This is a genomic window from Marinoscillum sp. MHG1-6, from assembly GCF_024714475.1.
Classification (GTDB): Bacteria; Bacteroidota; Bacteroidia; order Cytophagales; family Cyclobacteriaceae; genus JAMZMI01.
Window position 1 is genome coordinate 78528 of sequence record NZ_JAMZMI010000006.1, and the last position, 24761, is coordinate 103288.

Below are 24761 nucleotides of genomic sequence, written 5' to 3' on the forward strand. Positions count from 1 at the left end.
TTTGTTACCAAAGCCATGAAACCGGGCATATGTCGTATTCGCCCTATTCGAATGACGTATTTACACTTTACAAAAAATAATTTTAGAACTTAACATTGTATTGTACAACGAGCACAGCACTACGCTATAAATCTAAATACTATGGAAAAGACTATGATCACTATTTCAGCAGTCGTAAATGCGCCCCTTCAAACCGTTTGGGAATGTTGGAATCAACCTGAACACATCATGAAGTGGAACTTCGCCATTGACAGCTGGCATTGCCCTGCAGCCAGTAACGACCCAAAAGTAGGCGGACGACTTACCTGCACGATGGCGGCGAAAGATGGCAGTGTAAGTTTTGAATTTGGTGGCACCTATACCGCTTTAGAAGAAGGCAAACACATTGCCTATACCATGGATGATGAACGTACAGTGGATATTAGCTTTAATAAGTCCGCTGAGGGTGTAGAAATTATTGAGACTTTCGAGGCGGAAAGCGAAAATCCCGTCGAAATGCAAAAAGGAGGCTGGCAAGCGATCCTCAATAATTTTAAGGCATACGTCGAAAATCCGAGATGAATTCTTATAAAGGAAACCCGGCAATTTGCCCGGGTATTTTTTCTCCCGCCACTTTAACGTAACAAGTGTTACAAATCTTCCCGAAATCCCATCTCACCTTTGCCTTAAAAGAAATAACTCATGGCAACAGTGAAATTAACTACTCAGAAATTTAAGGAAGATATCTTCGATTACACTACTGAGCAAGAATGGAAATATAAAGGGAGCAAACCAGCGATTATCGACTTTTATGCTGACTGGTGTGGGCCTTGTAAAATGGTCTCACCAATCCCGGAAGAGTTGTCGGATGAATATCAGGACCTGGTTGTTTATAAAGTAGACACAGAGGTGGAACAGGAACTTGCTGTAGTTTTTCAAATCAGAAGTATCCCTAGCTTGCTTTTCATCCCACTGAACGAACAGCCTCTGATGCAGCCCGGAGCGCTACCCAAACATGTGTTAGAGCAAATCATTGATACTGAATTACTTAAACAAACAACCGATAAGATATAATTATGGGGTATCAGGGTGGGGTGGCTTTGTGCCCTTCACCCTTTTTTACTCTTTTGAAACTAGAAGCTGACGAACGTATTGATGTTGAGCTGGTCACGGCTTTTACCCCGAAGAAACTGGTTCATATAAGCCAGTTCTAAGCGGATAGCATCCGAAAATTTATACCCCAGTCCTCCATACAGTCTGTTCCGATCAAAAACCCCATTCCGATCATTCAGGAAAATCTCGTTATAAGCTGACAAATATATCGTTTTAGCCAAAAGCTCGCTATTGTTCAGAGGAACATTCAGCGAAAGAAAATAACGGTATCGCAATTTAAAATCTCCTTCAATAAATCGCTGCTCAAACCGATAGCGATGTTGGACATTGACCCGATTAATTTTCTGAGTAGTTATGAACTGCTGAAAAATTCGGTGCTCATCCACCTCATTCTTCTCAAGTTCCCCCGGCACATAATTCTGACTATGAATAAACCCGTAACCCAGGAGCAAATTATTATTCCCTTCAGTTAGGTTGTAACCCACTCCTGTCCTTAAAAGCAATTGCTCGAGATCCCCAACTGCATTATAATTTCGATACTGGATCTCATGATGAAAATTGAAGCGATCACTGAGCTTCTTAGTACCGAAATAATTAATCCAGTTTCCAAAGCTGCTATCCTGGGCAAAACTCAGGAGCGGAGCCATCACCAACAACAGCCAAACCCATTTTTTCATAATCGTGAAAATGATGTTTCTAAACTAACCGGAAAATAGTGAGGGTTGTTCAATCAGGTCGTCAGGGAAAATACTGAATAAATGGCTTGCAGGCCCTAAAGCCACCATAAAAAATGAAACAGTACCTTATGATATCCTCATGCTACACTGAGGAAGGCTGTTTGTGCGCAGATCTCTAGGAATCAGCTTTACGGTCAGGAACTTAAAGAATCCTCAATATTAACTAAAACAAAATAGCCAGCCCAAAACCGAGGCCCGTCGGAGTTTGTTGATTGATTTTATAAGTGGCAACCGTTCCTGTTAATGTGGCACGCATCTGCACGGTAGAAGTACGACTCAAGATATAACCCACATATACATGGGTGGACAACCCTTGATCCTTGTCCTCTTCATAATCCGCACTTAGCACCTCAAAATCAACTTTGTGACTTCCATAGCCTAATCCACCACCCACGAAAGGAGATCTTTGCCGCGCCTGAAATGGAAAAATAGCCGCCAGGCTCAGATTATAGATATCTATATCTCCAAAAAACATGTCGGCATTAATATCCAGAATCATATCCCGCACATCATAGCTCAATTTGACGCCTATACCACTGGAGAAGTTCTCATCTACATTACGAAGCCTGGTACCCAGTCCTGCCACGGATACACCAAAAAAGCTATTGGCTTCCTTTTTGGAAAGCTCCAGCCGATCATAGCTTGTTACAGAATAGATATCCTCGTTGACCAGGGCCTTTTTCTTCGTACCCATACTGATTGCCAATGATTCCAATACCGGATCCAAATCATCAAGACTTGCGCCCTTCACAAAATCACTCCAAACCAAGCCTCCATCGCTTGTACGATATAGACTGACACTCACTATAAGGGTTTTCTGAAGACCATTGATCTCTCCGCTAAGAAAATAAGTGGCTCCTAATCTCTGAGCTTCCTGCTGCACCTCCTCCATGGAAGGCATGAAACTCTCAGGAGTAAAGTCCGCAGGCAGTATGACCTGATATTTTCCGTGAGCATCGGAGTAGACCTTGAACAGCTTGGTCGCACTGTAGTTGTAGCCTTGATCCACATTAATCATCTCGAAACAAGAGAAATAGACCTTGTCCTGGGCAAAGGCCAGATTTAGGCTGAAGACAAGAGCTAATAGGGGTAAAAAGTTTTTCATGGGTCTCACGATCATTTTTCTATCGACCCTATTTAGAACACAATAGTTGGGATTGAGAATATCATTTGATGGTTGAAAAATCAGAACATCACGTCCCGGATCGCCTCGGTTTTATCAAACATCTTCCTCGCAAAAGGGCATTGAGGTACAATTTTAAGCCCCTTATTTCTGGCAAATTCTACCGAGGCGAGGACCAGTTGCTTTCCAATTCCCTTTCCGGAAAAATCAGCGTTTACCTCCGTATGCTCAATAACAAATGTTGAATCATCAATCCAGGAGTAAACCATCAGACCCGCTTTCAGATCATCTGAAAAGGCCTTAAAGAAGCCTCTACGATCCTTTTCAATTTGTTCGATTTTGATGTCGGACATTGCGGAAAAATTTGAGCCCAACAGCATTTGAATCCGTCAGGTTCATTCATTATTTCATCAGCTTCTTATACTTGACCCTGGTAGGTTCTTTGTCGCCCAATCGTTTCTTTCGATTCTCTTCGTAATCGGTATAGTTACCCTCAAACCAATAAACCTGAGAGTCCCCTTCATAAGCCAGAATATGAGTGGCTATCCTATCCAGGAACCATCTGTCGTGGCTAATTACCACTGCACAGCCTGCAAAGCTTTCCAGGGCTTCTTCCAACGCTCGCAAAGTATTCACATCCAAATCATTGGTAGGCTCATCGAGAAGGATCAAATTAGCTCCTTGCTTCAGCGTAATCGCCAGGTGGGCCCGGTTTCGCTCTCCACCGGACAGAACCCCGACTTTTTTTTCCTGATCCGATCCTGAGAAATTGAATCTGCTTACATAAGCACGTGCATTCATTTCCTTTCCTCCCAATTGAATCAGCTCGTTACCTCCTGAAATTGCTTTAAACACAGAGTCATCCGGTTTTAGGTCATCATGCTCCTGATCTACATAAGCCATTTGCACGGTATCACCCACTTCGAATGTTCCCGCATCCGGTTGCTCTTTACCGGTAATCAGGTTGAACAGGGTCGTTTTTCCCGCACCATTTGGTCCGACAACACCTACAATTCCTCCCTGTGGCAGGCTAAAAGTCAGATTTTCAAACAACACCTTATCTCCATAAGATTTAGAAACGCCATTCGCCTCTATCACTTTTGCTCCTAATCTTGGTCCCGGTGGAATATAGAGCTCAAGCTGTGCTTCTTTTTCCTTTCCTTCCTGACCTAATAGTTTGTCATAAGCTCCCAATCTGGCCTTGGATTTTGCCTGACGTCCCTTCGGAGACATGCGCACCCATTCGAGCTCCCTCTCAAGTGTTTTCTGTCTTTTAGATTCGGTCTTTTCTTCTTGCGCCAGTCGTTTTTGCTTTTGGTCCAACCAGCTGGAATAATTTCCTTTCCATGGAATACCTTCCCCTCTATCCAATTCAAGGATCCAACCGGCTACATTGTCGAGGAAATAACGGTCGTGAGTTACAGCGATCACAGTCCCTTCATATTGTTGCAAGTGTTGCTCCAACCAATGCACCGACTCGGCATCCAGGTGATTCGTCGGCTCATCCAGTAATAGCACATCCGGCTTTTGCAATAACAGCCTGCACAGGGCTACACGACGCTTTTCCCCACCAGACAGATTCTTGATGATAGCATCTTCCGGGGGTGTACGCAGGGCATCCATTGCTCTTTCGAGCTTGTTGTCCAGCTCCCAGGCTCCGGCATGATCCAGTTTTTCCTGCACCTCTCCCTGTCGCTCGATAAGGGCGTTCATTTTATCCGGATCCTCAAGAATTTCCGGTTCAGAAAACTTCAAATTGATCTCATCATACTCCTGAAGTAGCGCTGTAATCTCAGAAACAGCCTCACTAATTACTTCTTTGACCGTTTTATCCTGATCTAATTGAGGCTCTTGCTCCAACAATCCAACACTAAATCCCGGGGAAAACACCACTTCACCCTGGAAATCCTGGTCTATACCTGCGATGATTCTGAGTAGCGAAGACTTCCCGGATCCGTTCAAACCCAGCACGCCAATCTTGGCTCCATAAAAAAAGGATAGGTAAATGTTCTTTAAAACTTGTTTCTTTGGGGGGTAGATTTTGTTCACCCCAGCCATAGAGAATATGATTTTTTCGTCTGACATCTTTGAGATTGTTCAAAATGATTTCGAATTTACAGCTAATCTTCCTCAGCAGTAAATATTCACCAATAATCAATAAAAAATAGTGGCAGCCACAGAAACGGCATACGGATACGTAAAAGACGGCAAGGTTTTCCTTAAATCGTGGGGAGACTCGCAAGAAAGAGAAATCGGAGAAGTGAAGGATGAAAACCCTGAGGCTTCACTCCAATATTTTGAAGAGCGTTTTGAAGACCTTGTTACCAAAGTTCAGGAACTAGAAGCCCTCATTACCGAATCCACCAACAAAGGTTCCTTTCTCATGAAGCTCCTTCATATGAAGGAAGTACTCGGAACGCATGACGGCTTAGGTGATTATCAGCTGTTACTGGATCGATTGACAGCGCAGGAATCCCTGATCAATGATATTATCGCTAAAAATCGCGAGAAAAATACAGAGATTAAAAAGGCCCTGATCGAAGAAGTGAAGGTTGCTGTAGAAAAGATCAACTGGAAGGAAGCCACAGTAGAAATCCATGATATCAAAACACGCTGGATCAAAACCGGAAATGCCGTAGAAGAAGAGAATGAGCAATTGGAAGAGGCGTTTTGGTCAGTAGTGCAGGCCTTTTTTGAAAAGAAAAAGGCTTTTTATGAGGATAAGCGCCGATTGATGGACAAGGCAAAAGAGTCCTATGCTGCATTGGTGGAAGAAGCGAAAAAGATCAATAACCTTCACGGTAAGGAAAGGTTCCAAAAAGTAAAACAACTAAAAGATGAGTGGGCCGCTCTTGGCAATATTCCGAAGGAGGAGTACAGCCCATTGATTGACGAGTTCAATAAGCTCCTGAAACCCGGGGTCAAACATGGTAAAAAACCAGTAATGGACATCCAGCCCATTCAAAAGTCTATCAATCAAATGATTGAGGGAGAGATTCCTATAGATGGAAAAGCCCTGGATCAATTCAAAGGGGCCTTAAGAGGCTACAACCCGGTGGATCACAAATCAAGAAGTGATAAAAGGGAACTTTTTGCTAAGATGCAGCTACTTAAGGAAAGGACTTTTATACAGGGCCTGGCCAGAAAGAAAAGGAGTAACTACAGCGAACTTTCTGAAAAAGAGCAGGCAGATATACAAATCAAATTACTTGAAGATCTGCTTCGAAGGGACAAAGAAGACCTCAAACAGTATTCAGAAAATGCTGAAAAATTTGCTACGGCTTCCGGTCAAATTAGCCCATTGGTTGAAAAACAACTCCATCAGCAAAAATCTAAAGTTGCGGTTAAAGAGCAGTTACTGGCCCTTTTGAAAAAAAGTTGAGACTTTTTTCAAAAAGCTTGGAACAAAATGCCCGTCTTTCGCGATTATGGATTATATTTTTTAAAACGAAACAAAAGTTTGATTTCTCAGTAATAAAACTATTTTTGCACGAAATTTTTAAAGCCAACGAATTATGTACTGGACACTAGAACTCGCTTCTTATTTGGAAGACGCACCATGGCCGGCTTCAAAAGACGAATTGATCGATTACTCAATAAGATCAGGTGCTCCTCTTGAAGTTGTAGAAAATCTACAGGAACTGGAAGACGATGGCAATCCTTATGAAAGCATAGAAGAAATCTGGCCGGATTACCCCACTAAGGAGGACTTCTTCTTTAATGAGGATGAGTACTAAGCTTTAATTCTAAAGATATTTCATGGAAAAGCCCCCAGCTAATGATTAGCTTGGGGTTTTTTCGTTTCGAGGAATAATGCAGCCACCTGCAAATCTTCCTGGGTAGTTATCTTGATGTTTCTGTAGTCGCCATCAACCAGGGTCACCTGCTCACCCAGCACGTGCTCATAGACCGTAGCATCGTCTGTGTATATCTCCTTCTCCTCTCCCTGAAATGCTTCTTTGATCTTATCTACCTGGAAGGTTTGTGGCGTTTGGACGATCCTGAACAGGCTGCGGTCCATGGCATGAGAATATTCTTTATCAGCCTTTCGAATCGAGTCTTTGAGAGCAGTCGTCACGATCCCTGAACCATACCTTTCTGCAGCCTCGAAGGATTTCTGAATAACTTCCTGAGTAACACAAGGACGAACAGCATCATGAATGGCTACCAATCCTTCCTTCACCAGCTCTAGCCCATTCTTTACCGATTGATACCTTGTCTCGCCTCCTTTTGCCGTCTGAACCTTGACATCTGGCAGATAGCTCGACTTCAGCAACATCCATGAATCGAAATGATTAGCCGGAAGTACCAGCACCAGGGAAATGTCAGGATCGTAAGCAAGAAATGCCTGTATGGTGTGGACCACAACAGGCACTTCGTGTATTTCCAAAAACTGTTTTGGAGTGGCTAAATTCATCCGTGTTCCGGATCCACCTGCTACGATGATGGCGTTGTTTCGGGACACGATTACAATGTTTTAGATGATCAACATCGCATCTCCATAAGTGAAGAAACGATATTTTTCTTTGATTGCAGTTTGGTACGCCTCCATGACTAGATCGTAACCACCAAATGCTGACGCCATCATTAACAGAGTCGACTCAGGCAAGTGGAAGTTGGTTATCAATGCATCACATATTTTGAACTCATATGGAGGGAAAATGAACTTATCAGTCCATCCTTCATTAGCCTTCAATCGGCCCAATGCAGATACCGATGACTCCAACGTTCGCATTACTGTTGTACCTACAGCACAAACTTTTTTCTTATCATCAAGCGCTTTGTTCACGCGATCAGCAGTATGCTCAGTTACAAAATAGTTCTCAGAATCCATTTTGTGCTTAGTCAGATCTTCCACATCTACCGGTCGAAATGTTCCAAGTCCAACATGAAGTGTAATTGGCTCAATATCAACCCCTACAATCTCAAGTCTTTTCATCACCTGCTTGGTGAAGTGCAGTCCTGCAGTCGGCGCTGCCACTGCTCCTACATTCTTAGCATAGATTGTTTGAAAACGCTCACGATCCTCAGGAACCGTTTTTCTTTCAATATTTTTAGGGAGAGGGGTCTCTCCCAGTCTATCAATCATTTTATAGAAGTCCGACTCGTCGCCATCATAAAGGAAACGAATGGTTCTACCTCTAGAGGTAGTATTGTCAATGACCTCAGCCACTAATTCTCCATCACCAAAATAAAGCTTGTTTCCAACCCTGATCTTTCTCGCAGGATCCACCAATACGTCCCAAAGCTTCATCTCTTTGTTCAACTCCCGTAGAAGAAAAACCTCAATCTTCGCCCCGGTCTTTTCCTTATTCCCATATAGTCTGGCAGGAAAAACCTTCGTATCATTGATGACCATAACATCCTCATCATCAAAGTAATCCACGATATCTTTGAATACTTTATGCTCGATCTCTCCGGTATCCTTGTGGATCACCATCAACCTGGATTCGTCGCGATTTTCTGTTGGATGTAAAGCAATGTGACTACTAGGTAAGTCAAATTTAAATGCAGATAATTTCATTCTATAGTTGCTTTTTTATGGCCATTTGAAGCGTCAGCGCACATTCATCGACCCACAAATGTGTGTCGAATTTGAAATGCGGTTTACTTCACAGGGAGTCTTTTAACCTGAAGGTCTTTGTTTAAACAAGAGCGCAAAATTAGCGAATAGTTTTGTTTTCTTAGACAAAATCAGCATTAACCTCACTTGACTAGAAAATCTCCCTAAGATAACCGCGAACATGCTATTAATACAAATTATTGTTAGATTGATTAAACACAATATTTAATAATTAAAATGACCTATAGGGGTATGTCCGACAAGGACCATTTTCATTAAATTGATTTACTTAACCAACTGTGTAAAGTCATGCTTTCAGAATTTCAGTCAACCAAATTCAAGCATTTATTCAACTTGCTGGATATTAATGATAATGGAATCATTCAGAAGAATGATTTCACGCTCCTGGCAGAACGTGTAGCCCCTTTTGTCAATGGTAAAATAGACAGCAAGGCTTATAATCAGTTGGTGTACAGAGGCATGACCTTTTACAATCGACTAATCAAGAGCCTCGAGCCCTCAGATCCAAGTCGAATCGGAATGCACGAATGGGTGAAATACATTGACAAGGAAATTATTGAATCAGGAGATCAGGACAACCTGGCCGAGCTGACACAACTACTCCTGGGCTTTATTTTTGGCCTTTTTGACGAAAACCATGATGGCTTCCTCTCTCTTGAAGAATATCAGGAGATTTTCCAGGTACTGAGCATCGACGACTCAAAGGCCAGTCTCCTTTACGAAAAATTGGATAGTAACTCAGACGATCGGCTCTCACGGTACGAACTCGTTCTGGCTGTTGAGGGCTTTCTTACCTCCGATGATCCCTCCGAGCTGGGAAACTGGATTTTTGGAGATTATCAAAGCTGAATTAAGCCTCTTCCTTTTCGGGAACCACCGCGCCACTGATCTTTTCTTTGATCTTCACTTCGAGTTCTTCCATTAATTCAGGATTATCCTCTATAAGCTGCTTCACGGAGTCTCTTCCCTGCCCTAGTTTATTGTCATTGTAGGAGAACCATGAACCTGATTTCTGGATAACATTAAGCTCTACCCCGATATCAATGATTTCTCCGGCCTTACTGATTCCCCTTCCATACATGATATCAAACTCTACCACTTTGAATGGAGGCGCTACTTTATTCTTCACGACTTTCACACGGGTACGGTTTCCCAGTATGTTATCCGCACTTTCCTTGATTTGGCCGATTCTTCTGATATCCAACCTCACAGAAGCGTAGAACTTCAAAGCATTACCTCCCGTGGTTGTTTCAGGGTTTCCGAACATCACTCCAATTTTTTCTCTCAACTGGTTGATGAAAATACAAGAGCAACCGGTTTTATTGATGGCACCCGTTAATTTCCTCAAGGCCTGAGACATCAATCGGGCCTGAAGCCCCATTTTACTGTCTCCCATCTCGCCTTCAAGCTCTCCTCTTGGCACCAAAGCCGCCACGGAATCAATCACAATGATATCAATCGCTCCGGATCTAATTAGATGCTCCGCAATCTCCAGCGCCTGCTCTCCATTATCCGGCTGAGAGATTAACAAGTTCTCCGTATCGATCCCCAGTTTTTCAGCATAAGTCTTATCAAAAGCGTGCTCCGCATCGATGATCGCTGCAAGTCCTCCCTTTTTCTGCGCTTCAGCAATGCAATGCATCGCCAATGTCGTCTTACCGGATGATTCCGGGCCATAAACCTCAATGATTCTACCTCTGGGTATACCCCCAACTCCCAAAGCCATGTCCAGACTCAAAGAACCTGTTGAGATCACGGGCACATCAAGCACCTTGTTATCACTCAGTTTCATGATGGTTCCCTTTCCATAGGTCTTTTCCAGTTTATCTATGGTAAGTTGCAGCGCTTTAAATTTTTCAGAATTATCAGCCATAAGAGGTTTCCTTTCGAGCGTTTATTTTGGTTGATTCAATGCCAACAAAATTAAGCTTATCTATCTATAATAAAAGGTAAAAGCTAAAATTTTTAGCAAATTAATTAAAAGACTAATATTATTATCATTCAAATATGCTTATCATGCAATCCAAATTCATCATCTCCGTTACCGCATTGACCGGCTTTGAGTAATTTGCCCACCATGAAAAAAAAGACGCGTATCCTTATGCTTTTATCCATCCTGGTTCTGTTGGCCACGATCATTTGGCAATGGGATTTGCTTAAATACGGCATTGCACAGGGACGCGGACAACTTGATGTGATCATAAATGCACGTCCAATCGATGAGTTCCTGTCTGACCCCAATTTTCCGGACTCACTTAAACAAAAGCTTCTGTTGTCGAAGGAAGTTCGCGCATTCGCCATGGAAGAACTGGGACTTAACCAGTCAAAGACCTACACGAAGCTTTACGATCAAAAGGGCAAAATTTTACTTTGGAACCTATCTGCCAGTGATCCATTTAAGTTAGAGCCATATACCTGGTATTTTCCCTTCCTTGGAGAAGTACCGTATAAGGGCTTTTTCAAACTGAAGAAGGCTCAGGCGGAAGAGCAAATCCTCGACTCGCTCGGTTATGACACTCGCGTTCGTCCTGTAAGTGGTTGGTCGACCCTGGGCATTCTCAACGATCCCCTTTTAAGCAATATGCTTGAGCGCAGTGATGGGGAATTGGCAGAGGTAATCATTCATGAATTGACGCACGCGACCATCTTCGTCAAAGAACAAATTGATTTTAATGAAAACCTGGCCTCATTTATTGGTGAAAGAGGAGCCGAACTTTTCCTCTCCAAACATTTTGGCGATAGTTCCGAAGCCCTAATAAGCTATCAAAACGAACTTGAAGACCATGAAAGGTTTACCGTTCACATGCTAAGAGGGGCAAATGGACTGGATAGCCTCTATCAAAGTTTTACAAGAGAACCGGACAGCATCAAAGCTCACCTAAAAGCCCTCTACATACGCGAAATCGTAAATAACCTTGATACGATCGACTTTCACGAACCTTTCTATAAAGAGGTATTTAAAGATCGAAAACTCAATAATGCGTATTTCATGTCACTGATCAGGTACCATGGACAAAGCGACACTTTAACCACCCTTTATGCTCAGCACAACAAAGATCTTCACCTGTTTATCCAGGGCATGAAAGAAACCCATGGTAAATAGCTGCAATTAACAAATTGTTACCATTTCCGGTAGAAATTGATTTCTGGTTAAATTTGAATATTATCGAGCAGGTAATCATTTTTGGGGGACTGCTCAGATTTCCAAGAGGGATTATTTAATTTAAGTTAATCGAATCATTAACTGAATATTACTTCCTTAACATAACTCATGGCGAAACAAAACCAAAAAATTCTGCTCGTTGATGACGAACCGGATATCCTGGAACTTCTAAAATACAACCTCAGCAAAGAAGGCTATGAAGTAAAAACAGCCTCTGACGGTATTAAAGGTGTAGAGATAGCCAAGGGCTTTATCCCTGATCTCATCATTCTTGATATTATGATGCCCAAGCAGGATGGCGTGGAGACCTGTCGCCAAATGAGAGAAGTTCCCGAGTTGGCCAATGCCTTTGTGATTTTCCTTACTGCCAGATCTGAAGAATATTCGGAAGTAGCCGCCTTTGACATGGGAGCCGATGATTACATCACGAAGCCGATCAAACCCCGGGCATTGGTGAGCCGTATCAATGCCCTTTTCCGAAGAGAATCCAAGAAGAAAAAAGAGTCCCATAAAGTGGAACTGGGAGATTTGATCATTGACAGATCGTCTTACACAGTCATCTCCGGAGAAGAAAAAATCAATCTTCCGAAGAAAGAATTCGAATTACTTTATTTCCTTGCACAAAATCCCGGAAAGGTATTCAGCCGCGACGAACTCTTACAAAATATTTGGGGCACTGACGTATATGTACTTGCTCGAACAGTGGATGTACACATCCGGAAAGTAAGAGAGAAAATTGGCGAAGGATACATCTCAACTGTAAAGGGAGTAGGTTACAAGTTTGACATGAACTGATCTTATGATTAATTCCCGTGGTATTTCGCTTTTGCTGGCGCTGATTATTTCTATCATCACCACGGCGTTTATATCTATGGTAGAATCGGTTAATGACGTTGCGGTGACGATCGCATTTTTCTTGTCGTTTTCCACTTCCTACATTTTTATCCTCATCACGCTAGAGTTTATTTTCTTCCGTCAGATCAACTCCATTTTCGAGGTGCTAGAAAATATCAGGGACATGAAGGATCAGGATTTATCATTTTTGATCAAATCCACCGCAAAGACCTCTTTCAACCCGCTCAAAAACGTCAACAAGGAGATTTTCAACTATGCCGAACAAAAGCAGCAGGAAATCATTGAACTAAAGCAACTCGAAGCCTTCCGTAGGGAATTTATGGCTGACGTCTCCCATGAATTGAAAACACCCATTTTCGCTGCACAGGGATTTGTTCACACCCTTCTGGATGGTGCCATTGAGGATAAAAAAGTTAGAAAGAAATTCCTTAAAAAGGCTGCAAAAAGCCTTGATGGTCTGGATATCCTGGTACATGAGCTCCTCACCATTTCACAAATGGAGACCGGGGAGATCAAGATGCATTATGAGCACTTCGACATTGTGCAAATGTGCAAGGAAGTGGAAGACCAGTTGGAAGGAAAGGCGGCAAAAAAAGACATCGAAATCACCATTTCCGGAGAAGTCAAAAAACACTTTGTCTATGCAGATTTTCACAGGATTTACCAGGTTCTTACCAACCTGATATCCAATGCGGTCAAGTATACCCGTAAGGGCGGTAAAGTTTGGGTCGATTTTGAAGAAAAGCACGGTTCCATCTATACCTATGTAAAAGACAATGGACGTGGAATCCCTAAAGAAGACATCAACAGGATCTTCGAGAGATTTTACCGTGTGGACAAGTCACGATCGAAAGAAAAAGGAGGCACCGGCCTGGGGCTGGCGATTGTAAAACATATTATGGAGGCACACGACTCCAAAGTATCCGTAGAAAGTGAATATAAGAAAGGATCAGTCTTTAGCTTTGCGCTGAAAAAGGGCAAACCCGTATCACACCGGTTTGTCTACGAAGAAGACGACGAAGATGAAGATTAAAGGCAGGATAGACTTCAAAGACCTTATCCTTTTTGAAAACGACAATTACATAGTCATTAATAAACCTCCATACATTTCCACTTTGGAGGATCGAAATGACCCACAAAATATTCTGGGCCTGGCTAAGGACTACTTTGAAGAAGCACAGGTCTGCCACCGTCTGGATAAAGAAACTTCAGGAGCATTGGTCATTGCTAAACATCCCGATGCCTACCGTCACTTTGCCATGAATTTGGAAAAGAGGCGTGTAAAGAAAATTTATCATGCAGTTTTAAATGGCATTCATGACTTTCAGGATCTGGAAGCAGATCAGCCCATCTACTCATCCAATAGCAAATCCAGGGTCGACTTTAGGGAAGGAAAGCCTTCACTGACTCTGATCTCTGCGATTGAGCATTTCAAGTCTAACACGCTGATCAAATGCTTTCCGGTGACCGGTCGTCTACATCAAATCCGTGTACACCTGGCTTTTCATGGCGCACCAATCGCCTGTGATCCCACCTATGGTGGAGAGTGGCTTTACTTATCCTCGCTAAAAAGGAAATATAACATCGGGAAATTTGAAGATGAGCAGCCCTTGATCAAACGGGTGGCGCTACATGCCTATAGCATTGCTTTTCAGGACTTTGGCGCTAATGAAGACGAAATCATCGAGATGGAAGCTCCTTATCCTAAAGATTTCGAGGTACTACTGAAGCAACTGAGAAAAAACTCTTGATTTAGTGAGGGTTAGCTTTTGCTTTTACAAAAACAAAAGTCTATTTTTGTGTCCCTTTTCGCGAAGGGTAGTTAAAATAATTAATTTTTAAAACTTAAAACATTGGATACTTTAAGCTATAAAACAGTATCACTAAACAAAGCTACGGCTGACAAGAAATGGGTCATCGTTGATGCGGAGGCACAAGTACTTGGTCGCGTGGCAAGTGAGGTAGCTAAAATCATTAGAGGGAAGAACAAGCCTGGCTACACTCCTAACGTAGATTGCGGAGATAATGTCATTGTCATCAACTCTGACAAAATCAGACTCACTGGTAACAAGTGGTCAGAAAAGCAATACGTGCGACACACAGGATATCCTGGAGGACAGAGAATTGCTACTCCATTGGAGGTGAAGGCTAAATCTTCTACCATCCTGGTAGAGAAAGCTGTGAAAGGTATGTTACCTAAGAACAAACTGGGTAACAAACTTTACAAGAACCTATTTGTATATGAAGGTTCTGAGCACCCACATGAAGCACAACAACCAACTGAAGTAAAACTGTAATCTGAATGGATATCATAAACACCATAGGAAGAAGGAAAACGTCGGTAGCAAGAGTTTACCTACAAGTCGGAAAAGGAGCAATCAAAGTAAACGAGAAAGAACTTAGCGTTTACTTCCCTTCTGAGATCCTTCAATTGATCGTAAAGCAGCCTCTTGAAACACTTGAAGCTGATGGAAAATTCGACATTGATATCAACGTAGACGGTGGCGGACCAAAAGGTCAGGCAGAAGCCGTAAGACTAGCGATATCAAGAGCACTTGTAGAGCTTGACGAAGAAAACAAGCCTGCATTAAAGAAAGAAGGTTTTCTTACGAGAGACCCAAGAATGGTTGAACGTAAGAAACCAGGTAGAAGAAAAGCTAGAAGAAGATTCCAGTTCAGTAAACGTTAAGATTTAAGAGACATGCAAAAAGTAGAATATAAAGACCTATTAGATGCTGGTGTTCACTTCGGACACCTTACTCGCAAGTGGAATCCGCAAATGGCTCCTTACATCTTCATGGAGAAAAACGGGATCCACATCATAGACCTGAACAAAACTCTTACTGCCATGGAAGAAGCAGCTGATGCGCTTCAGGCAATTGTAAGATCAGGAAGAAAAGTGATGTTCGTGGCAACAAAGAAGCAGGCGAAAGAAGTAGTAGAAACTGCTGCGAAGAACCTGAACATGCCATTCGTGACTGAAAGATGGTTAGGTGGTATGCTTACCAACTTCGCAACGATCAGAAAGTCATTGAAAAAAATGGCGAGCATCGACAAGCTGATGAAAGATGAGGCTTACAAAAACCTCGCTAAGAGAGAGCGTTTGATGATCAGCCGTGAGAAGGATAAATTGGAAAGAGTACTAGGCGGTATCGCTGACCTAAACAGACTTCCAGCTGCCCTTTTCGTTATCGACATCAAAAGAGAGCACATTGCGATCTCTGAGGCTCAAAAGCTGAACATCCCTGTATTTGCTTTGGTTGATACCAACTCTGACCCTACTCAGGTAGATTACCCAATCCCTGGTAACGACGACGCATGGAAGTCAATCAACCTTATCACCAACTACATCGCGCAAGCGGCTGAAGAAGGTCTTAACGAAAGAAAGAAAGATAAGGAAGAAGCTAAAGCTCAGGAAGAAGAGCAAGCTAAAAGAGAAGTGGACGAGCAGGAAAAAGCTTAATCCGCTCACACATATGAAACTATAATTTTGATTGAACATCGTCCCGATCCCCATCGGGATTGGTGTTCAATTTTTGTTATTACACGATTCAATTCAAAACAAGATAAAAATGGCAATTACTGCGCAAGACGTAAACAAACTAAGACAAATGACTGGTGCCGGTATGATGGACTGTAAAAAAGCCCTTACCGAAGCTGAAGGAGATTTTGATAAGGCTGTAGAGCTGCTTAGAAAGAAAGGTCAAAAAGTATCTGCATCAAGAGCTGACAGAGAGACTACTGAAGGTGTTGTGGTAACCAGAACCAGCGAAGATGGCACTAAAGGTATGGTATTGGCTTTCACTTGCGAAACTGACTTCGTGGCGAAAAACGAAGATTTCGTAGCATTGGCTAATGAAATCGCTGACGCTGCGTTTGCTAACCAGCCTGCTGATGTAGATGGCATCAAAGCTCTTCCTGCAGGTAGCATTACTTTAGGTGAGAAGATCATCGAAGCAACTGGTAAAATCGGTGAAAAACTTGATATCACTGCTTACGAATTTGTTGAAGGTGAGGCGGTTGTTCCTTACATCCACTCCAACAGCAAACTTGGCGTGCTTGTAGCGCTTAAAAACGTAAATGGTGCTTCAGTAGAAGATGCTGGAAAAGATGTAGCGATGCAAATTGCTGCGATGAACCCTGTAGCGGTTGACAAAGACGGTGTAGATGCTTCTATCGTAGAAAAGGAAATCGAGATCGGTAAAGAGCAGGCAAGACAAGAAGGTAAGCCAGAGCAGATCCTTGAGAAAATTGCTCAGGGTAAACTTCAGAAGTTCTTCAAAGAGAACACTTTGTTGAGCCAGTCTTTCGTAAAAGACAACTCCTTGTCTATCCAGCAGTACCTTGATACCGTATCTAAAGGTTTGACTGTTTCTGCATTCAAAAGAATCTCTATCGGGTAACTCTCCGAATAGATAAATATCCAAAGCCAGTGAGTAAGCTCACTGGCTTTTTTGTTTTTGTATCACTTCTGATATCGGTGGAGCGATTCTTTACGTTTATTAAAAGGGTCACTTAACTCTAATAAATGTCCAAAAGAGAAAAAGCATCCTCCCAAACAAAACTAGAGGAATGGTTCAATTCGTTGTCTCATGGCATAACCGGTTTAGCCGCTATTGGCGGACTGGTCGTACTAATCGTCTTTGGTGCGAAAAGCGATAATGACTGGAGCCTATTCAGCGCCATATTTTATGGCTCGAGCCTAGTATTGCTCTACACCTTTTCATCCATTTACCATGGCCTGCGTCACAAGACGGCCAAGTACATCTTCAACATACTGGATCACTGCGGCATATACCTACTTATAGCTGGTACTTATACACCTGTGCTATTGATTAGCATTGGCGGACCTACCGGCTGGATGTTCTTCGGGATACAATGGGGCATGGCGCTGATTGGGATTATCTTGAAGGTTTTCTACACGGGTAAGTACAACCTGATCTCCACGATCATGTATGCCTTTATGGGGTGGATTATTGTCTTTAAGATAGAATTGGTCAAAGAAGTCTTGCCAACACCGGCATTTTGGCTGCTTGCTTCCGGTGGCGTTGCTTATACACTCGGCATCATATTCTACATTATTGATAACCGTATGAGATTAGCTCACTTTATTTGGCACCTTTTTGTAATGGCAGGAAGTCTCCTGCATTTCATCATGATGGTAAAGTACATCTTCAGGTAGTCCCGTTACCGAACCCTGGATTGTACCCTAGCAGCAGAAATGTCTATTGCAAAGTCTACTTGGAGTTGTAAAGCCGTATTTCCGTCCTTCGATTGACGCGGTGCTCAGCATCGGTGCAAGAAACACCATCAGAACATCTGTTAAGAAGATTCTCCTCTCCTTTTCCCGCTGCACCAATCCTGTCTCCATTCACCCCTCTTGAGATCAAATAATCTCTAACGGACTCAGATCGCTTCTGAGATAGCTGTTGATTATACTCATAGCCTCCACGTGAATCTGTATGTGACTCCACAATGATATTGAGGTTTTCAAACTTCTTCAATACCCCTGCAAGGGAGTCCAGTGCAGGCACATACTCATCTCTCAACTTATATTTATCGAGCTCGTAAATCAAATCCCTCAGGGTAAGTGTTCCGGCTGGTTTAGCCTTTTTCAGTGAGTAGGAGCGGGCTACTTCGGGTTTTTCAAAAGTCAGCGTATCCGTTGAAAAAGCATATCCTTCTTTGGTGATCAGGATGGACGCCTTGGTCCTGACCGGCAGTCTAATTTCAAAATATCCGATTCCATTTCCCTGCAATTCCTTACTGGTACCTTTATCCAGGTTATCCATAAACACCAGCGGATTACCAAGAGCACCATTATCCTCAGCTGAAAACACCAACGCCTGAAACGTAAACAGCTCATCCAGTTTCAGGTTAATGTCCAAATCTTGCTGATCCACCCTAAGGGTATCCTTATAGGTTATGAAGCCTGGTTTTTCTATCGTCAACAGATAGTTCGTCTTGGTGCGAACGACTGATTCAAACTCTCCATTTTCATCAGTCAGACCAGCCACCTCATGCTCTCTCTCAATTGCGAACATATTGATCTCACCATCCACCATGATTGTTGAATCATATTTTCTGGTCAACTGCAGCTTCAAATTCACTTCCGGATTTTCCGTTTGTTCAAAGGCATACAAGTCATCTCTTCCGGCCCCACCCTTTCGGTTAGACGAAAAATAACCATTTTCACGGTCCGTGTAGCAGATAGCAAAGTCATCCTGTGATGAATTCATTGGACCCGCCATATTGAATACAACACCCCCCTCAACCACGTAATTATCTAATCCCCCCAATCCGGGATGCCCATTCGAAGTAAAATAGAATTTACCATTTCTGCTTAGCGGATACATTTCATCTCCGGCGGTATTCACCAACTCCCCCATATTTACAGGTTCTGTGTACCCTTTGGTGGTTCGAACCGAATAATAGAGATCAAATCCCCCAAATCCACCAGATCTATTCGACGAAAAATAAAGAGTATCCATGTTCTCAGATACAGAAGCTGAAATGATCGAGCCGTCAGACTTGGAAATAGGGAGTTTTGTAAATCCCGTCCACTTATTGAAATCTTTAATTTTACCCTGATATAAAGACAGTCCTCTATCTCCATCCTTAGCTGCACTGATAATCACATTATCATCTTCCAGAAATACGGGAGAAGCCACGTTATAGAATCCTCCTGGGATTTCCACAGCTACACTCTCAAAATCGTGATTCTTGGCATAAAGTGTGAAAGTTTCCATGTCTCCCATCAGGTATTCTTCCGCTGTCAACCAACCTTCCCGATATGCTTTGGCTGAATAGAAAATCACACCGTCCTTAAAGACCGGCACGATAAAAGCAGAACGATCATTACCAGAGACAGACTCAATCACTGTAGGTTTAATACTTTCTCTCAGGGAATCGTAAATTAAGGCTCCCTTCAATCGATTCTCTGCCACCAAATCACCTTCGGTCATACTCAGATAGCGCTTGTACATCGAGATGGCCTGCTTCACCTTCTCGTCAAACAACAAACACTCCGCATACCTGAACAGGTCTTCACTGGCATAGGAATGCGAATCATCCTGCTCGATAGCCATTCGAAAGTATCGTTCCGCCTGATTAAATCGACGTAATTTATAATAGCTTCTGGCTATTTTGAGATTCAAAGAAACTCCGGCTGGAGAGGCATCATCGGCTACTTTTAAATACCCATTAAGCGCCTCGGCATAAAGTCTTTTTTCGTAAAGATCATCCGACTGCTCTTCCAGATTCCTCCACAAAATGGTGACATTGTCTATCTGGGCAGATAGCTGAAATGCCATTAAACAAGCTAGTATGACAAAAGACTTCTTCACTAGTAATATCTTGGTGAAAAACTATTTTTCCTTGACTTCTTAAACAGGTAGTGTAACGCAATCTCGTGCGATCCTACCCCATGAAAGCTCACGTCTCCCACAAGGCCTTCTGCTGAATAACCCAGTCGTAACTGATCCGTGACATTCAACTGTACCAATAATGCTGCCACGTTACGGAGGCTATAAGACGCACCCACCCCGAGCACCTCTTTAAAGGTCAGGGTAGCATTAAAAATCATTTCCTTTATCTCAACTTCCCCTACCCGTGCAAGCATATTTGGCTTAAGCACCAGATTAGGGTTTAATTCAAATCCGTAACCAATCACCCCAATCAACTCTCGATAGTCATTGCCCAACTCTTCATCAATCAAAATCTGGGGCATTGAGGCTCCAAAGTAGAACTTGTCATTATAAGCCAGGAAGCCTACTCCGAAATTCGGGTTAAGAATACGATTAGTCTCATTAAAGACAGGATCGTCTGGGGCACGGGTGTTCAGAGATGCGTAATCTACCTCGCCCATGGAAACTCCTCCCTGTAAGCCTGCTGAGAGCTTTAAGGTACGTGTCTGTATTTTGTACGAATAGGCTGCATATACGCCTGAGTTGCGGGTTGCTCCAAAGGTCTCATTCCAGATATACGCCCCCACACCTGCCTGATCTTTCATAATTGGCGCGTGCATCCCAATGTTCTGATTCGCCGGTGCCCCTTCAATCGTTAGATTCTGAAACCTGAACTGGGAACTGATACTAGGGGCATCAAAGAAGCCGGTGAATGCCGGATTGATCGGAAGGGGGTTAAACATATACTGATAACTCGTACTTCCTCCCTGCCCAAAAACCTGAACAGCTGTAAACAGCAATATATAGGTCAGTATCTTTCTCATCTTTTCAAGACTACAAAGCCGGTTAATCTTTTCCCTGTACCTGTATCCACTACATAATAATAGGTGCCATCATCAGCTGGCCCATTACCGGATTTCTTCAATGAAGTTCCAGTCCAGATAATCCCATGGTTGTCGTATCCCTTTGCCTCATAGATGACGTTATAATATTGATCCGTCACATATACAGTGTTGTTCGGGAACTCAGTAATACCGTCAATCCACCACACATCGTTGATCCCATCTCCATTAGGAGAAAACGCTTCATAAGCCTTCAATGGAGGAATGGGCAAGGTAAATTTCACCTTCAGGATTGATTCCACACAAACCTCGGGAATCCCCTTATCACAAATAATAATGATAATTTCATCCGTTCCTTTATACTCATCAGGGTTGGGGATGTATCGAATAACACTGTCATTTTCAATCACTATATCCCCCAATACCGTGGCAGGTGTCTGGTCCTGAACTATGAATAATCCTTCATCCTCAGGGTCGGCATCATTATCCAACAAATCCATGGTAAACTCATCAGCATTAAAAATTTCAATCTCATCCACACCCAAAATAGGGGTATAGTTTACCGGATTAAGATTAAGCGCCACTACATAAGTCTGACAAATCGGATAATCATTATCATCACAGATCGTGACCATTGTTTCTGCTGTGCCATATTGGTTAAGGTCCGGCAGGTAATTCATACAAATGTTCGTACCTGAAAGCTCAAAAGTGAAATTGCCCGGCCCGGAAAGGCTATCAAAGGATTCCAGATATACAGAATCCCCTTCTACATCCACAAAAGGCAGACACATACTGATCGTATCATTTTCGTTCACCTCGAAAGTGGCCGTATAAGTCATTAGGTCCGCGTCGGTCAATACCGGAGCGGTATTCGTTTCAAATACCTCGCAGACAATTTCAATATCCGTACAACCCTCCGGATCACCGTTATCACATATGGTCAGCGTCACTGTATCGAGTCCGATAAAATCAGTGTCGGGAGTGTAATTCATACAAATTCGATCATTGGTATTATCAACCGATGAAATCAAAGTGCCCTGTGCCGTGGAGGTAATAGAACTTTCAAATACAGAATTACTGTTAAAGTCCACCATACTCACACAGCTATCAATCTGGGTGTTCTTCAACAATGGTAGATAAATATTGTTGACAATACCTCCGGCGTCATTTACCAGTACCGGTAAGTAATTGATGGGTACAATTACGGTAAGTTCGCTACAGAGGGATACGGGTCTGTCGTCGCAGATATTAAATCGCAATACAGCCTGTGTGGCTGAATCATCCGGGTTGGGATGATAAGTGAATTTCAAGCTGTCTCCCACAATACTTGCTGAAAGTGAATCAAGGTTACCCATGAGCACTGTATCTCTTGTGAGAATAATATCGTCCCGCTCCCGATCAGTAACCTGAATGGCTACTTCCAGCACCTCATTTACCAATCCCCCAATGATCACCGTATCCTTTCCCGCAGTAGCAAAAGCGGGGGCTGTATTCACTGTTGGAATTTGAACCTGGATCACCACAGAATCACATCGTGGAGCAATAGGATTATCATCACAAATGATCACCTTTAAAAACTCAGAGCCCAGCGCATCAGGATTTGCATCATAATCAAAGCATAAATCCCCCGTTTGCGAAACCGTTCCATATTGATAAGGATCTCCTGTGGTAGTGGTAATAGTTTGAATCGCACTATTATCCCCTTCTAAATCCAGGGTCTCAATGCATATATCAATCAGTGAGTCAGGGTCCGCTCCATAATAGATACTATCTACTCGAGCGCCAAAGTTGAGGATTCTTGGAGGATCATTTACTTGCGTGACATTTACTTTGAAAACCGTATTAGTACACAACAACCCATCATTCTCATCACAGATACTCAGCTCGAAATAATCAGTCCCTACAAAGTCCGGAGCCGAAAGAAAATCCACACTCTTCGGGTTAGCCCCATTGACCACCACCGTTCCTTCGGTCTCTGCAGTGCTTGAAACCGCTACCGTATATCCATCTCCCTCCAGGTCATAGGCGTTCGGAAAAATGTTTTTTAGCTTATCCTCCTCTGCTGTATAAACCAGGGTATCCGCCGGAATACTGGAATTTGAATTATAGTACCAGGGAGCATCATTAACAGGATTTATACCAATATTTCTGGTAAAAGTATTACTGGTACCATTGGCATCGGTGACCTGAAATGAAACTGTTCTCACAACCACATTTGGAGTGTCGCTCTTATTTATATATTGAATTGAACGGAAAAGAGCCTGGTAATCTAAAGCTTTATCATTAGTAGACCCCCCCGTTGCAAAGCCTCCTAATCGATACCTTCCTAATGGCTCATCCCAAACTGCAGCAATTGGCGTCGAACCTAATGATATAATTAACGAATCCTCATCCAAATCATAATTCCCTGAGATCTGAACGTATCCTTCTAATACTTGCTTGGATGATACATTGGTAAAAACTGTTAAACTAGCATCAACCGTCAGTGCGCCTTGATTCTCAGTATATGTAAGTTGAGCAGAGTTACCAGCAAGGGATGGCTCCAATTGTGCAAAAGCTGTTCCTGTAATAAAGGTGAGCAGGAAGCAGTAACTAACTAGACGGTAAAGCAGTGAGTCAAGCATAACAGCTTAAAATTATGATATTCAGCGGGATAAACAAGTAAACAAAAATAAGAATTGTTCTAACAATGCTAAAAATCATGCAATAATTTTCCCAATTAGCAGTTTTAATAGGTTTGTCCGCCTAATGAAATTTACTTGTGTTGTGCCGGGAATGCAAGATTATTTCTTTGAAAGGGATAATTATTTCGACGAAAAATCTTGAAGTAAGTCAAACTCACTAAGTGCAATTTAACTGGAGCAAATAACAGATCTATTGTCATGTCATTTAAGTAGTTAGGTATATTTGATTCAAACATTACAGAATTGCATGCCACTATTAAATACAACAAAGTTTTTTGCATCGGACTATCGAGAACCGGAACCACCTCCCTGCATGAACTACTTCAGGAATTGGATTTGAGAAGCGTTCATTACATTGAGCCACTAATTGAAGGAAAGGATTGGACATTGGTGGATCACAATGATGCCATCAGTGACACACCGATACCGCTACTCTTCAAATCATGCGACCAACGATATCCGCACAGTAAATTCATTCTTACCACTCGTAATAAAGATGCATGGCTCGATTCAATGAAGTGGTTGTTTCGTCACGGAAAGGTGATTTGGAATTGGCCCAGGTCCGTCGATCAATATCATAGGGAGCTCTATGGCACCAAGAACTATGATCAAAAAAAATTAAGTCGGGCCTTCGATGAGTATCATGATAAGGCGAGATCATATTTTAAGGACAGACCAGAGGACCTGCTCGAAATCAATATTGATAATGGCTTTGAGGTGAAGGCTATCTGTGACTTTCTTAATGTCCCATTAAAAAAGGTCACTCCAATTCATATAAGAGATAGAAGAAGCGCGAGTTTCCAAGAGTTTATTAAATACAAATTGAGGTGGCTTTTGACTCGGTGATTGGGTAACCAATATGTTTATTACTTATAAGTGTTTAATCCTTGTACAGATCCATGAACACAATTGCTACTAAAACACATTGGAAATCACCAAGATTCAGAAGACATACTTCATTCTGTTTGCCTGCCCAAAAGAACGAAGCAAGAAAAGGGCACCACGAAAAACCCTTTTTCCCCAGCTCACCACACTAACCTCAAAAGTGCCACGCTTTTCGTGGACACCCAGCCGCACCCTAGATTCGCGTACAAAAAAGATGGACCCTACTCCATAAGATGGTTTTGAGTCTAGTCCCCAGGGTTCACTAGCAACTCGTGATATTAATACTTCAACTTCACCACCCAATCTGTATTCTGAACAGCTAAAGCATTAAACAGATTTAATCAACGAGTAAACAGCCTTATCTCAACAAGGCTGCTACATCCTTCAATT

The 24761-nt window shown here is 42.6% G+C and carries 25 protein-coding genes; 15 read left to right on the top strand and 10 right to left on the bottom strand.

Features of this window, described 5'->3' with window-relative positions; translation table 11 throughout:
• The first annotated feature begins 141 nt into the window (after window positions 1-141).
• Complete coding sequence (locus tag NXR94_RS13680) at window positions 142-561, top strand: SRPBCC family protein (protein WP_258105219.1); 420 nt, start codon at window positions 142-144, stop codon at window positions 559-561.
• A gap of 120 nt (window positions 562-681) precedes the next feature.
• Entirely contained in the window at window positions 682-1053 is a 372-nt protein-coding gene (locus NXR94_RS13685) for a thioredoxin domain-containing protein (protein ID WP_258105220.1), read from the top strand.
• 59 nt (window positions 1054-1112) lie between these two features.
• Here NXR94_RS13685 and NXR94_RS13690 read toward each other — a convergent pair whose 3' ends face one another.
• The 4 genes from NXR94_RS13690 to ettA form a co-directional block, all read right to left on the bottom strand.
• Window positions 1113-1769 carry a DUF2490 domain-containing protein gene (locus NXR94_RS13690; protein WP_258105221.1) on the bottom strand — a complete coding sequence of 219 codons (657 nt, stop codon included), beginning with the start codon at window positions 1767-1769 and terminating at the stop codon, window positions 1113-1115.
• Between the two features lie 223 nt (window positions 1770-1992).
• A complete protein-coding gene (locus NXR94_RS13695) occupies window positions 1993-2934 on the bottom strand; it encodes a hypothetical protein (RefSeq protein WP_258105222.1) in 942 nt (313 codons plus the stop codon).
• 80 nt (window positions 2935-3014) lie between these two features.
• Entirely contained in the window at window positions 3015-3305 is a 291-nt protein-coding gene (locus tag NXR94_RS13700; RefSeq protein ID WP_258105223.1) for a GNAT family N-acetyltransferase, read from the bottom strand.
• A 49-nt stretch (window positions 3306-3354) separates the two neighbouring features.
• Complete coding sequence (gene ettA / locus NXR94_RS13705; protein ID WP_258105224.1) at window positions 3355-5037, bottom strand: energy-dependent translational throttle protein EttA; 1683 nt, start codon at window positions 5035-5037, stop codon at window positions 3355-3357.
• 82 nt (window positions 5038-5119) lie between these two features.
• Here ettA and NXR94_RS13710 point away from each other — a divergent pair, with 82 nt between their 5' ends.
• Together NXR94_RS13710 and NXR94_RS13715 are read left to right on the top strand one after the other, a co-directional pair.
• The gene (locus tag NXR94_RS13710) at window positions 5120-6334 is read left to right on the top strand and encodes a DUF349 domain-containing protein (protein WP_258105225.1); all 1215 of its coding nucleotides are present in this window, start codon (window positions 5120-5122) and stop codon (window positions 6332-6334) included.
• A gap of 133 nt (window positions 6335-6467) precedes the next feature.
• The gene (locus NXR94_RS13715) at window positions 6468-6689 is read left to right on the top strand and encodes a DUF2795 domain-containing protein (RefSeq protein WP_258105226.1); all 222 of its coding nucleotides are present in this window, start codon (window positions 6468-6470) and stop codon (window positions 6687-6689) included.
• A 38-nt stretch (window positions 6690-6727) separates the two neighbouring features.
• On the opposite strand, the gene NXR94_RS13720 is transcribed toward NXR94_RS13715, so the two are convergent.
• Both NXR94_RS13720 and queA read right to left on the bottom strand, forming a co-directional pair.
• Window positions 6728-7417, bottom strand: a complete 690-nt coding sequence (locus NXR94_RS13720; protein ID WP_258105227.1) for a 2-C-methyl-D-erythritol 4-phosphate cytidylyltransferase — start codon at window positions 7415-7417, stop codon at window positions 6728-6730.
• Between the two features lie 12 nt (window positions 7418-7429).
• On the bottom strand, window positions 7430-8476 hold the full coding sequence (gene queA / locus NXR94_RS13725) for a tRNA preQ1(34) S-adenosylmethionine ribosyltransferase-isomerase QueA (protein WP_258105228.1): 1047 nt from the start codon (window positions 8474-8476) through the stop codon (window positions 7430-7432).
• Between the two features lie 348 nt (window positions 8477-8824).
• Between queA and NXR94_RS13730 the strand changes: the two genes are divergently transcribed.
• A complete protein-coding gene (locus NXR94_RS13730; RefSeq protein ID WP_258105229.1) occupies window positions 8825-9385 on the top strand; it encodes an EF-hand domain-containing protein in 561 nt (186 codons plus the stop codon).
• Window position 9386: 1 nt separating this feature from the next.
• On the opposite strand, the gene recA is transcribed toward NXR94_RS13730, so the two are convergent.
• Window positions 9387-10409, bottom strand: coding sequence for a recombinase RecA (recA, locus tag NXR94_RS13735; RefSeq protein WP_258105230.1), 1023 nt, complete (start codon window positions 10407-10409; stop codon window positions 9387-9389).
• A gap of 204 nt (window positions 10410-10613) precedes the next feature.
• On the opposite strand from recA, the gene NXR94_RS13740 reads away from it, so the two are divergent.
• From NXR94_RS13740 to NXR94_RS13780, 9 genes are all read left to right on the top strand, one after another.
• Window positions 10614-11639 carry an aminopeptidase gene (locus NXR94_RS13740; protein WP_258105231.1) on the top strand — a complete coding sequence of 342 codons (1026 nt, stop codon included), beginning with the start codon at window positions 10614-10616 and terminating at the stop codon, window positions 11637-11639.
• 168 nt (window positions 11640-11807) lie between these two features.
• The gene (locus NXR94_RS13745; protein WP_258105232.1) at window positions 11808-12494 is read left to right on the top strand and encodes a response regulator transcription factor; all 687 of its coding nucleotides are present in this window, start codon (window positions 11808-11810) and stop codon (window positions 12492-12494) included.
• A gap of 4 nt (window positions 12495-12498) precedes the next feature.
• Complete coding sequence (locus NXR94_RS13750; protein WP_258105233.1) at window positions 12499-13587, top strand: cell wall metabolism sensor histidine kinase WalK; 1089 nt, start codon at window positions 12499-12501, stop codon at window positions 13585-13587.
• Entirely contained in the window at window positions 13577-14305 is a 729-nt protein-coding gene (locus tag NXR94_RS13755; RefSeq protein ID WP_258105234.1) for an RluA family pseudouridine synthase, read from the top strand. Before NXR94_RS13750 ends, NXR94_RS13755 begins: the two co-directional genes overlap by 11 nt.
• A 102-nt stretch (window positions 14306-14407) precedes the next feature.
• Window positions 14408-14851, top strand: a complete 444-nt coding sequence (gene rplM / locus NXR94_RS13760) for a 50S ribosomal protein L13 (RefSeq protein WP_258105235.1) — start codon at window positions 14408-14410, stop codon at window positions 14849-14851.
• Window positions 14852-14856: 5 nt separating this feature from the next.
• Window positions 14857-15243, top strand: a complete 387-nt coding sequence (gene rpsI / locus NXR94_RS13765; protein ID WP_258105236.1) for a 30S ribosomal protein S9 — start codon at window positions 14857-14859, stop codon at window positions 15241-15243.
• Window positions 15244-15255: 12 nt separating this feature from the next.
• A complete protein-coding gene (gene rpsB / locus NXR94_RS13770) occupies window positions 15256-16017 on the top strand; it encodes a 30S ribosomal protein S2 (protein WP_258105237.1) in 762 nt (253 codons plus the stop codon).
• Window positions 16018-16126: 109 nt separating this feature from the next.
• Complete coding sequence (gene tsf, locus NXR94_RS13775) at window positions 16127-16957, top strand: translation elongation factor Ts (RefSeq protein WP_258105238.1); 831 nt, start codon at window positions 16127-16129, stop codon at window positions 16955-16957.
• Between the two features lie 125 nt (window positions 16958-17082).
• Complete coding sequence (locus NXR94_RS13780; RefSeq protein ID WP_258105239.1) at window positions 17083-17736, top strand: hemolysin III family protein; 654 nt, start codon at window positions 17083-17085, stop codon at window positions 17734-17736.
• 55 nt (window positions 17737-17791) lie between these two features.
• On the opposite strand, the gene NXR94_RS13785 is transcribed toward NXR94_RS13780, so the two are convergent.
• Genes NXR94_RS13785 through NXR94_RS13795 form a run of 3 tightly spaced genes read right to left on the bottom strand, consistent with a single transcriptional unit; the run spans window position 17792 to window position 23426 of the window.
• The gene (locus tag NXR94_RS13785; RefSeq protein WP_258105240.1) at window positions 17792-19867 is read right to left on the bottom strand and encodes an OmpA family protein; all 2076 of its coding nucleotides are present in this window, start codon (window positions 19865-19867) and stop codon (window positions 17792-17794) included.
• A 32-nt stretch (window positions 19868-19899) separates the two neighbouring features.
• Window positions 19900-20784: a PorP/SprF family type IX secretion system membrane protein gene (locus tag NXR94_RS13790; protein WP_258105241.1), complete on the bottom strand. Its 885-nt coding sequence runs from the start codon at window positions 20782-20784 to the stop codon at window positions 19900-19902.
• Entirely contained in the window at window positions 20781-23426 is a 2646-nt protein-coding gene (locus NXR94_RS13795) for a tandem-95 repeat protein (protein WP_258105242.1), read from the bottom strand. The genes NXR94_RS13790 and NXR94_RS13795 overlap by 4 nt, the downstream gene beginning before the upstream one ends.
• 303 nt (window positions 23427-23729) lie before the next feature.
• On the opposite strand from NXR94_RS13795, the gene NXR94_RS13800 reads away from it, so the two are divergent.
• Window positions 23730-24332 carry a sulfotransferase family protein gene (locus tag NXR94_RS13800; RefSeq protein ID WP_258105243.1) on the top strand — a complete coding sequence of 201 codons (603 nt, stop codon included), beginning with the start codon at window positions 23730-23732 and terminating at the stop codon, window positions 24330-24332.
• Window positions 24333-24761 lie beyond the last annotated feature (429 nt).

Bases quoted from the DNA above. Each gene is read 5' to 3' on its own strand.
- NXR94_RS13785 (WP_258105240.1), bottom strand. From the start codon at position 19,867: ATGGCATTTCAGCTATCTGCCCAGATAGACAATGTCACCATTTTGTGG.
- NXR94_RS13780 (WP_258105239.1), top strand. From the start codon at position 17,083: ATGTCCAAAAGAGAAAAAGCATCCTCCCAAACAAAACTAGAGGAATGG.
- NXR94_RS13750 (WP_258105233.1), top strand. From the start codon at position 12,499: ATGATTAATTCCCGTGGTATTTCGCTTTTGCTGGCGCTGATTATTTCT.
- NXR94_RS13790 (WP_258105241.1), bottom strand. From the start codon at position 20,784: ATGAGAAAGATACTGACCTATATATTGCTGTTTACAGCTGTTCAGGTT.
- recA (WP_258105230.1), bottom strand. From the start codon at position 10,409: ATGGCTGATAATTCTGAAAAATTTAAAGCGCTGCAACTTACCATAGAT.
- NXR94_RS13685 (WP_258105220.1), top strand. From the start codon at position 682: ATGGCAACAGTGAAATTAACTACTCAGAAATTTAAGGAAGATATCTTC.
- queA (WP_258105228.1), bottom strand. From the start codon at position 8,476: ATGAAATTATCTGCATTTAAATTTGACTTACCTAGTAGTCACATTGCT.
- NXR94_RS13700 (WP_258105223.1), bottom strand. From the start codon at position 3,305: ATGTCCGACATCAAAATCGAACAAATTGAAAAGGATCGTAGAGGCTTC.
- NXR94_RS13730 (WP_258105229.1), top strand. From the start codon at position 8,825: ATGCTTTCAGAATTTCAGTCAACCAAATTCAAGCATTTATTCAACTTG.
- rpsB (WP_258105237.1), top strand. From the start codon at position 15,256: ATGCAAAAAGTAGAATATAAAGACCTATTAGATGCTGGTGTTCACTTC.
- NXR94_RS13715 (WP_258105226.1), top strand. From the start codon at position 6,468: ATGTACTGGACACTAGAACTCGCTTCTTATTTGGAAGACGCACCATGG.
- NXR94_RS13690 (WP_258105221.1), bottom strand. From the start codon at position 1,769: ATGAAAAAATGGGTTTGGCTGTTGTTGGTGATGGCTCCGCTCCTGAGT.
- NXR94_RS13695 (WP_258105222.1), bottom strand. From the start codon at position 2,934: ATGAAAAACTTTTTACCCCTATTAGCTCTTGTCTTCAGCCTAAATCTG.
- tsf (WP_258105238.1), top strand. From the start codon at position 16,127: ATGGCAATTACTGCGCAAGACGTAAACAAACTAAGACAAATGACTGGT.
- NXR94_RS13755 (WP_258105234.1), top strand. From the start codon at position 13,577: ATGAAGATTAAAGGCAGGATAGACTTCAAAGACCTTATCCTTTTTGAA.
- NXR94_RS13740 (WP_258105231.1), top strand. From the start codon at position 10,614: ATGAAAAAAAAGACGCGTATCCTTATGCTTTTATCCATCCTGGTTCTG.
- NXR94_RS13680 (WP_258105219.1), top strand. From the start codon at position 142: ATGGAAAAGACTATGATCACTATTTCAGCAGTCGTAAATGCGCCCCTT.
- NXR94_RS13745 (WP_258105232.1), top strand. From the start codon at position 11,808: ATGGCGAAACAAAACCAAAAAATTCTGCTCGTTGATGACGAACCGGAT.
- ettA (WP_258105224.1), bottom strand. From the start codon at position 5,037: ATGTCAGACGAAAAAATCATATTCTCTATGGCTGGGGTGAACAAAATC.
- rpsI (WP_258105236.1), top strand. From the start codon at position 14,857: ATGGATATCATAAACACCATAGGAAGAAGGAAAACGTCGGTAGCAAGA.
- NXR94_RS13795 (WP_258105242.1), bottom strand. From the start codon at position 23,426: ATGCTTGACTCACTGCTTTACCGTCTAGTTAGTTACTGCTTCCTGCTC.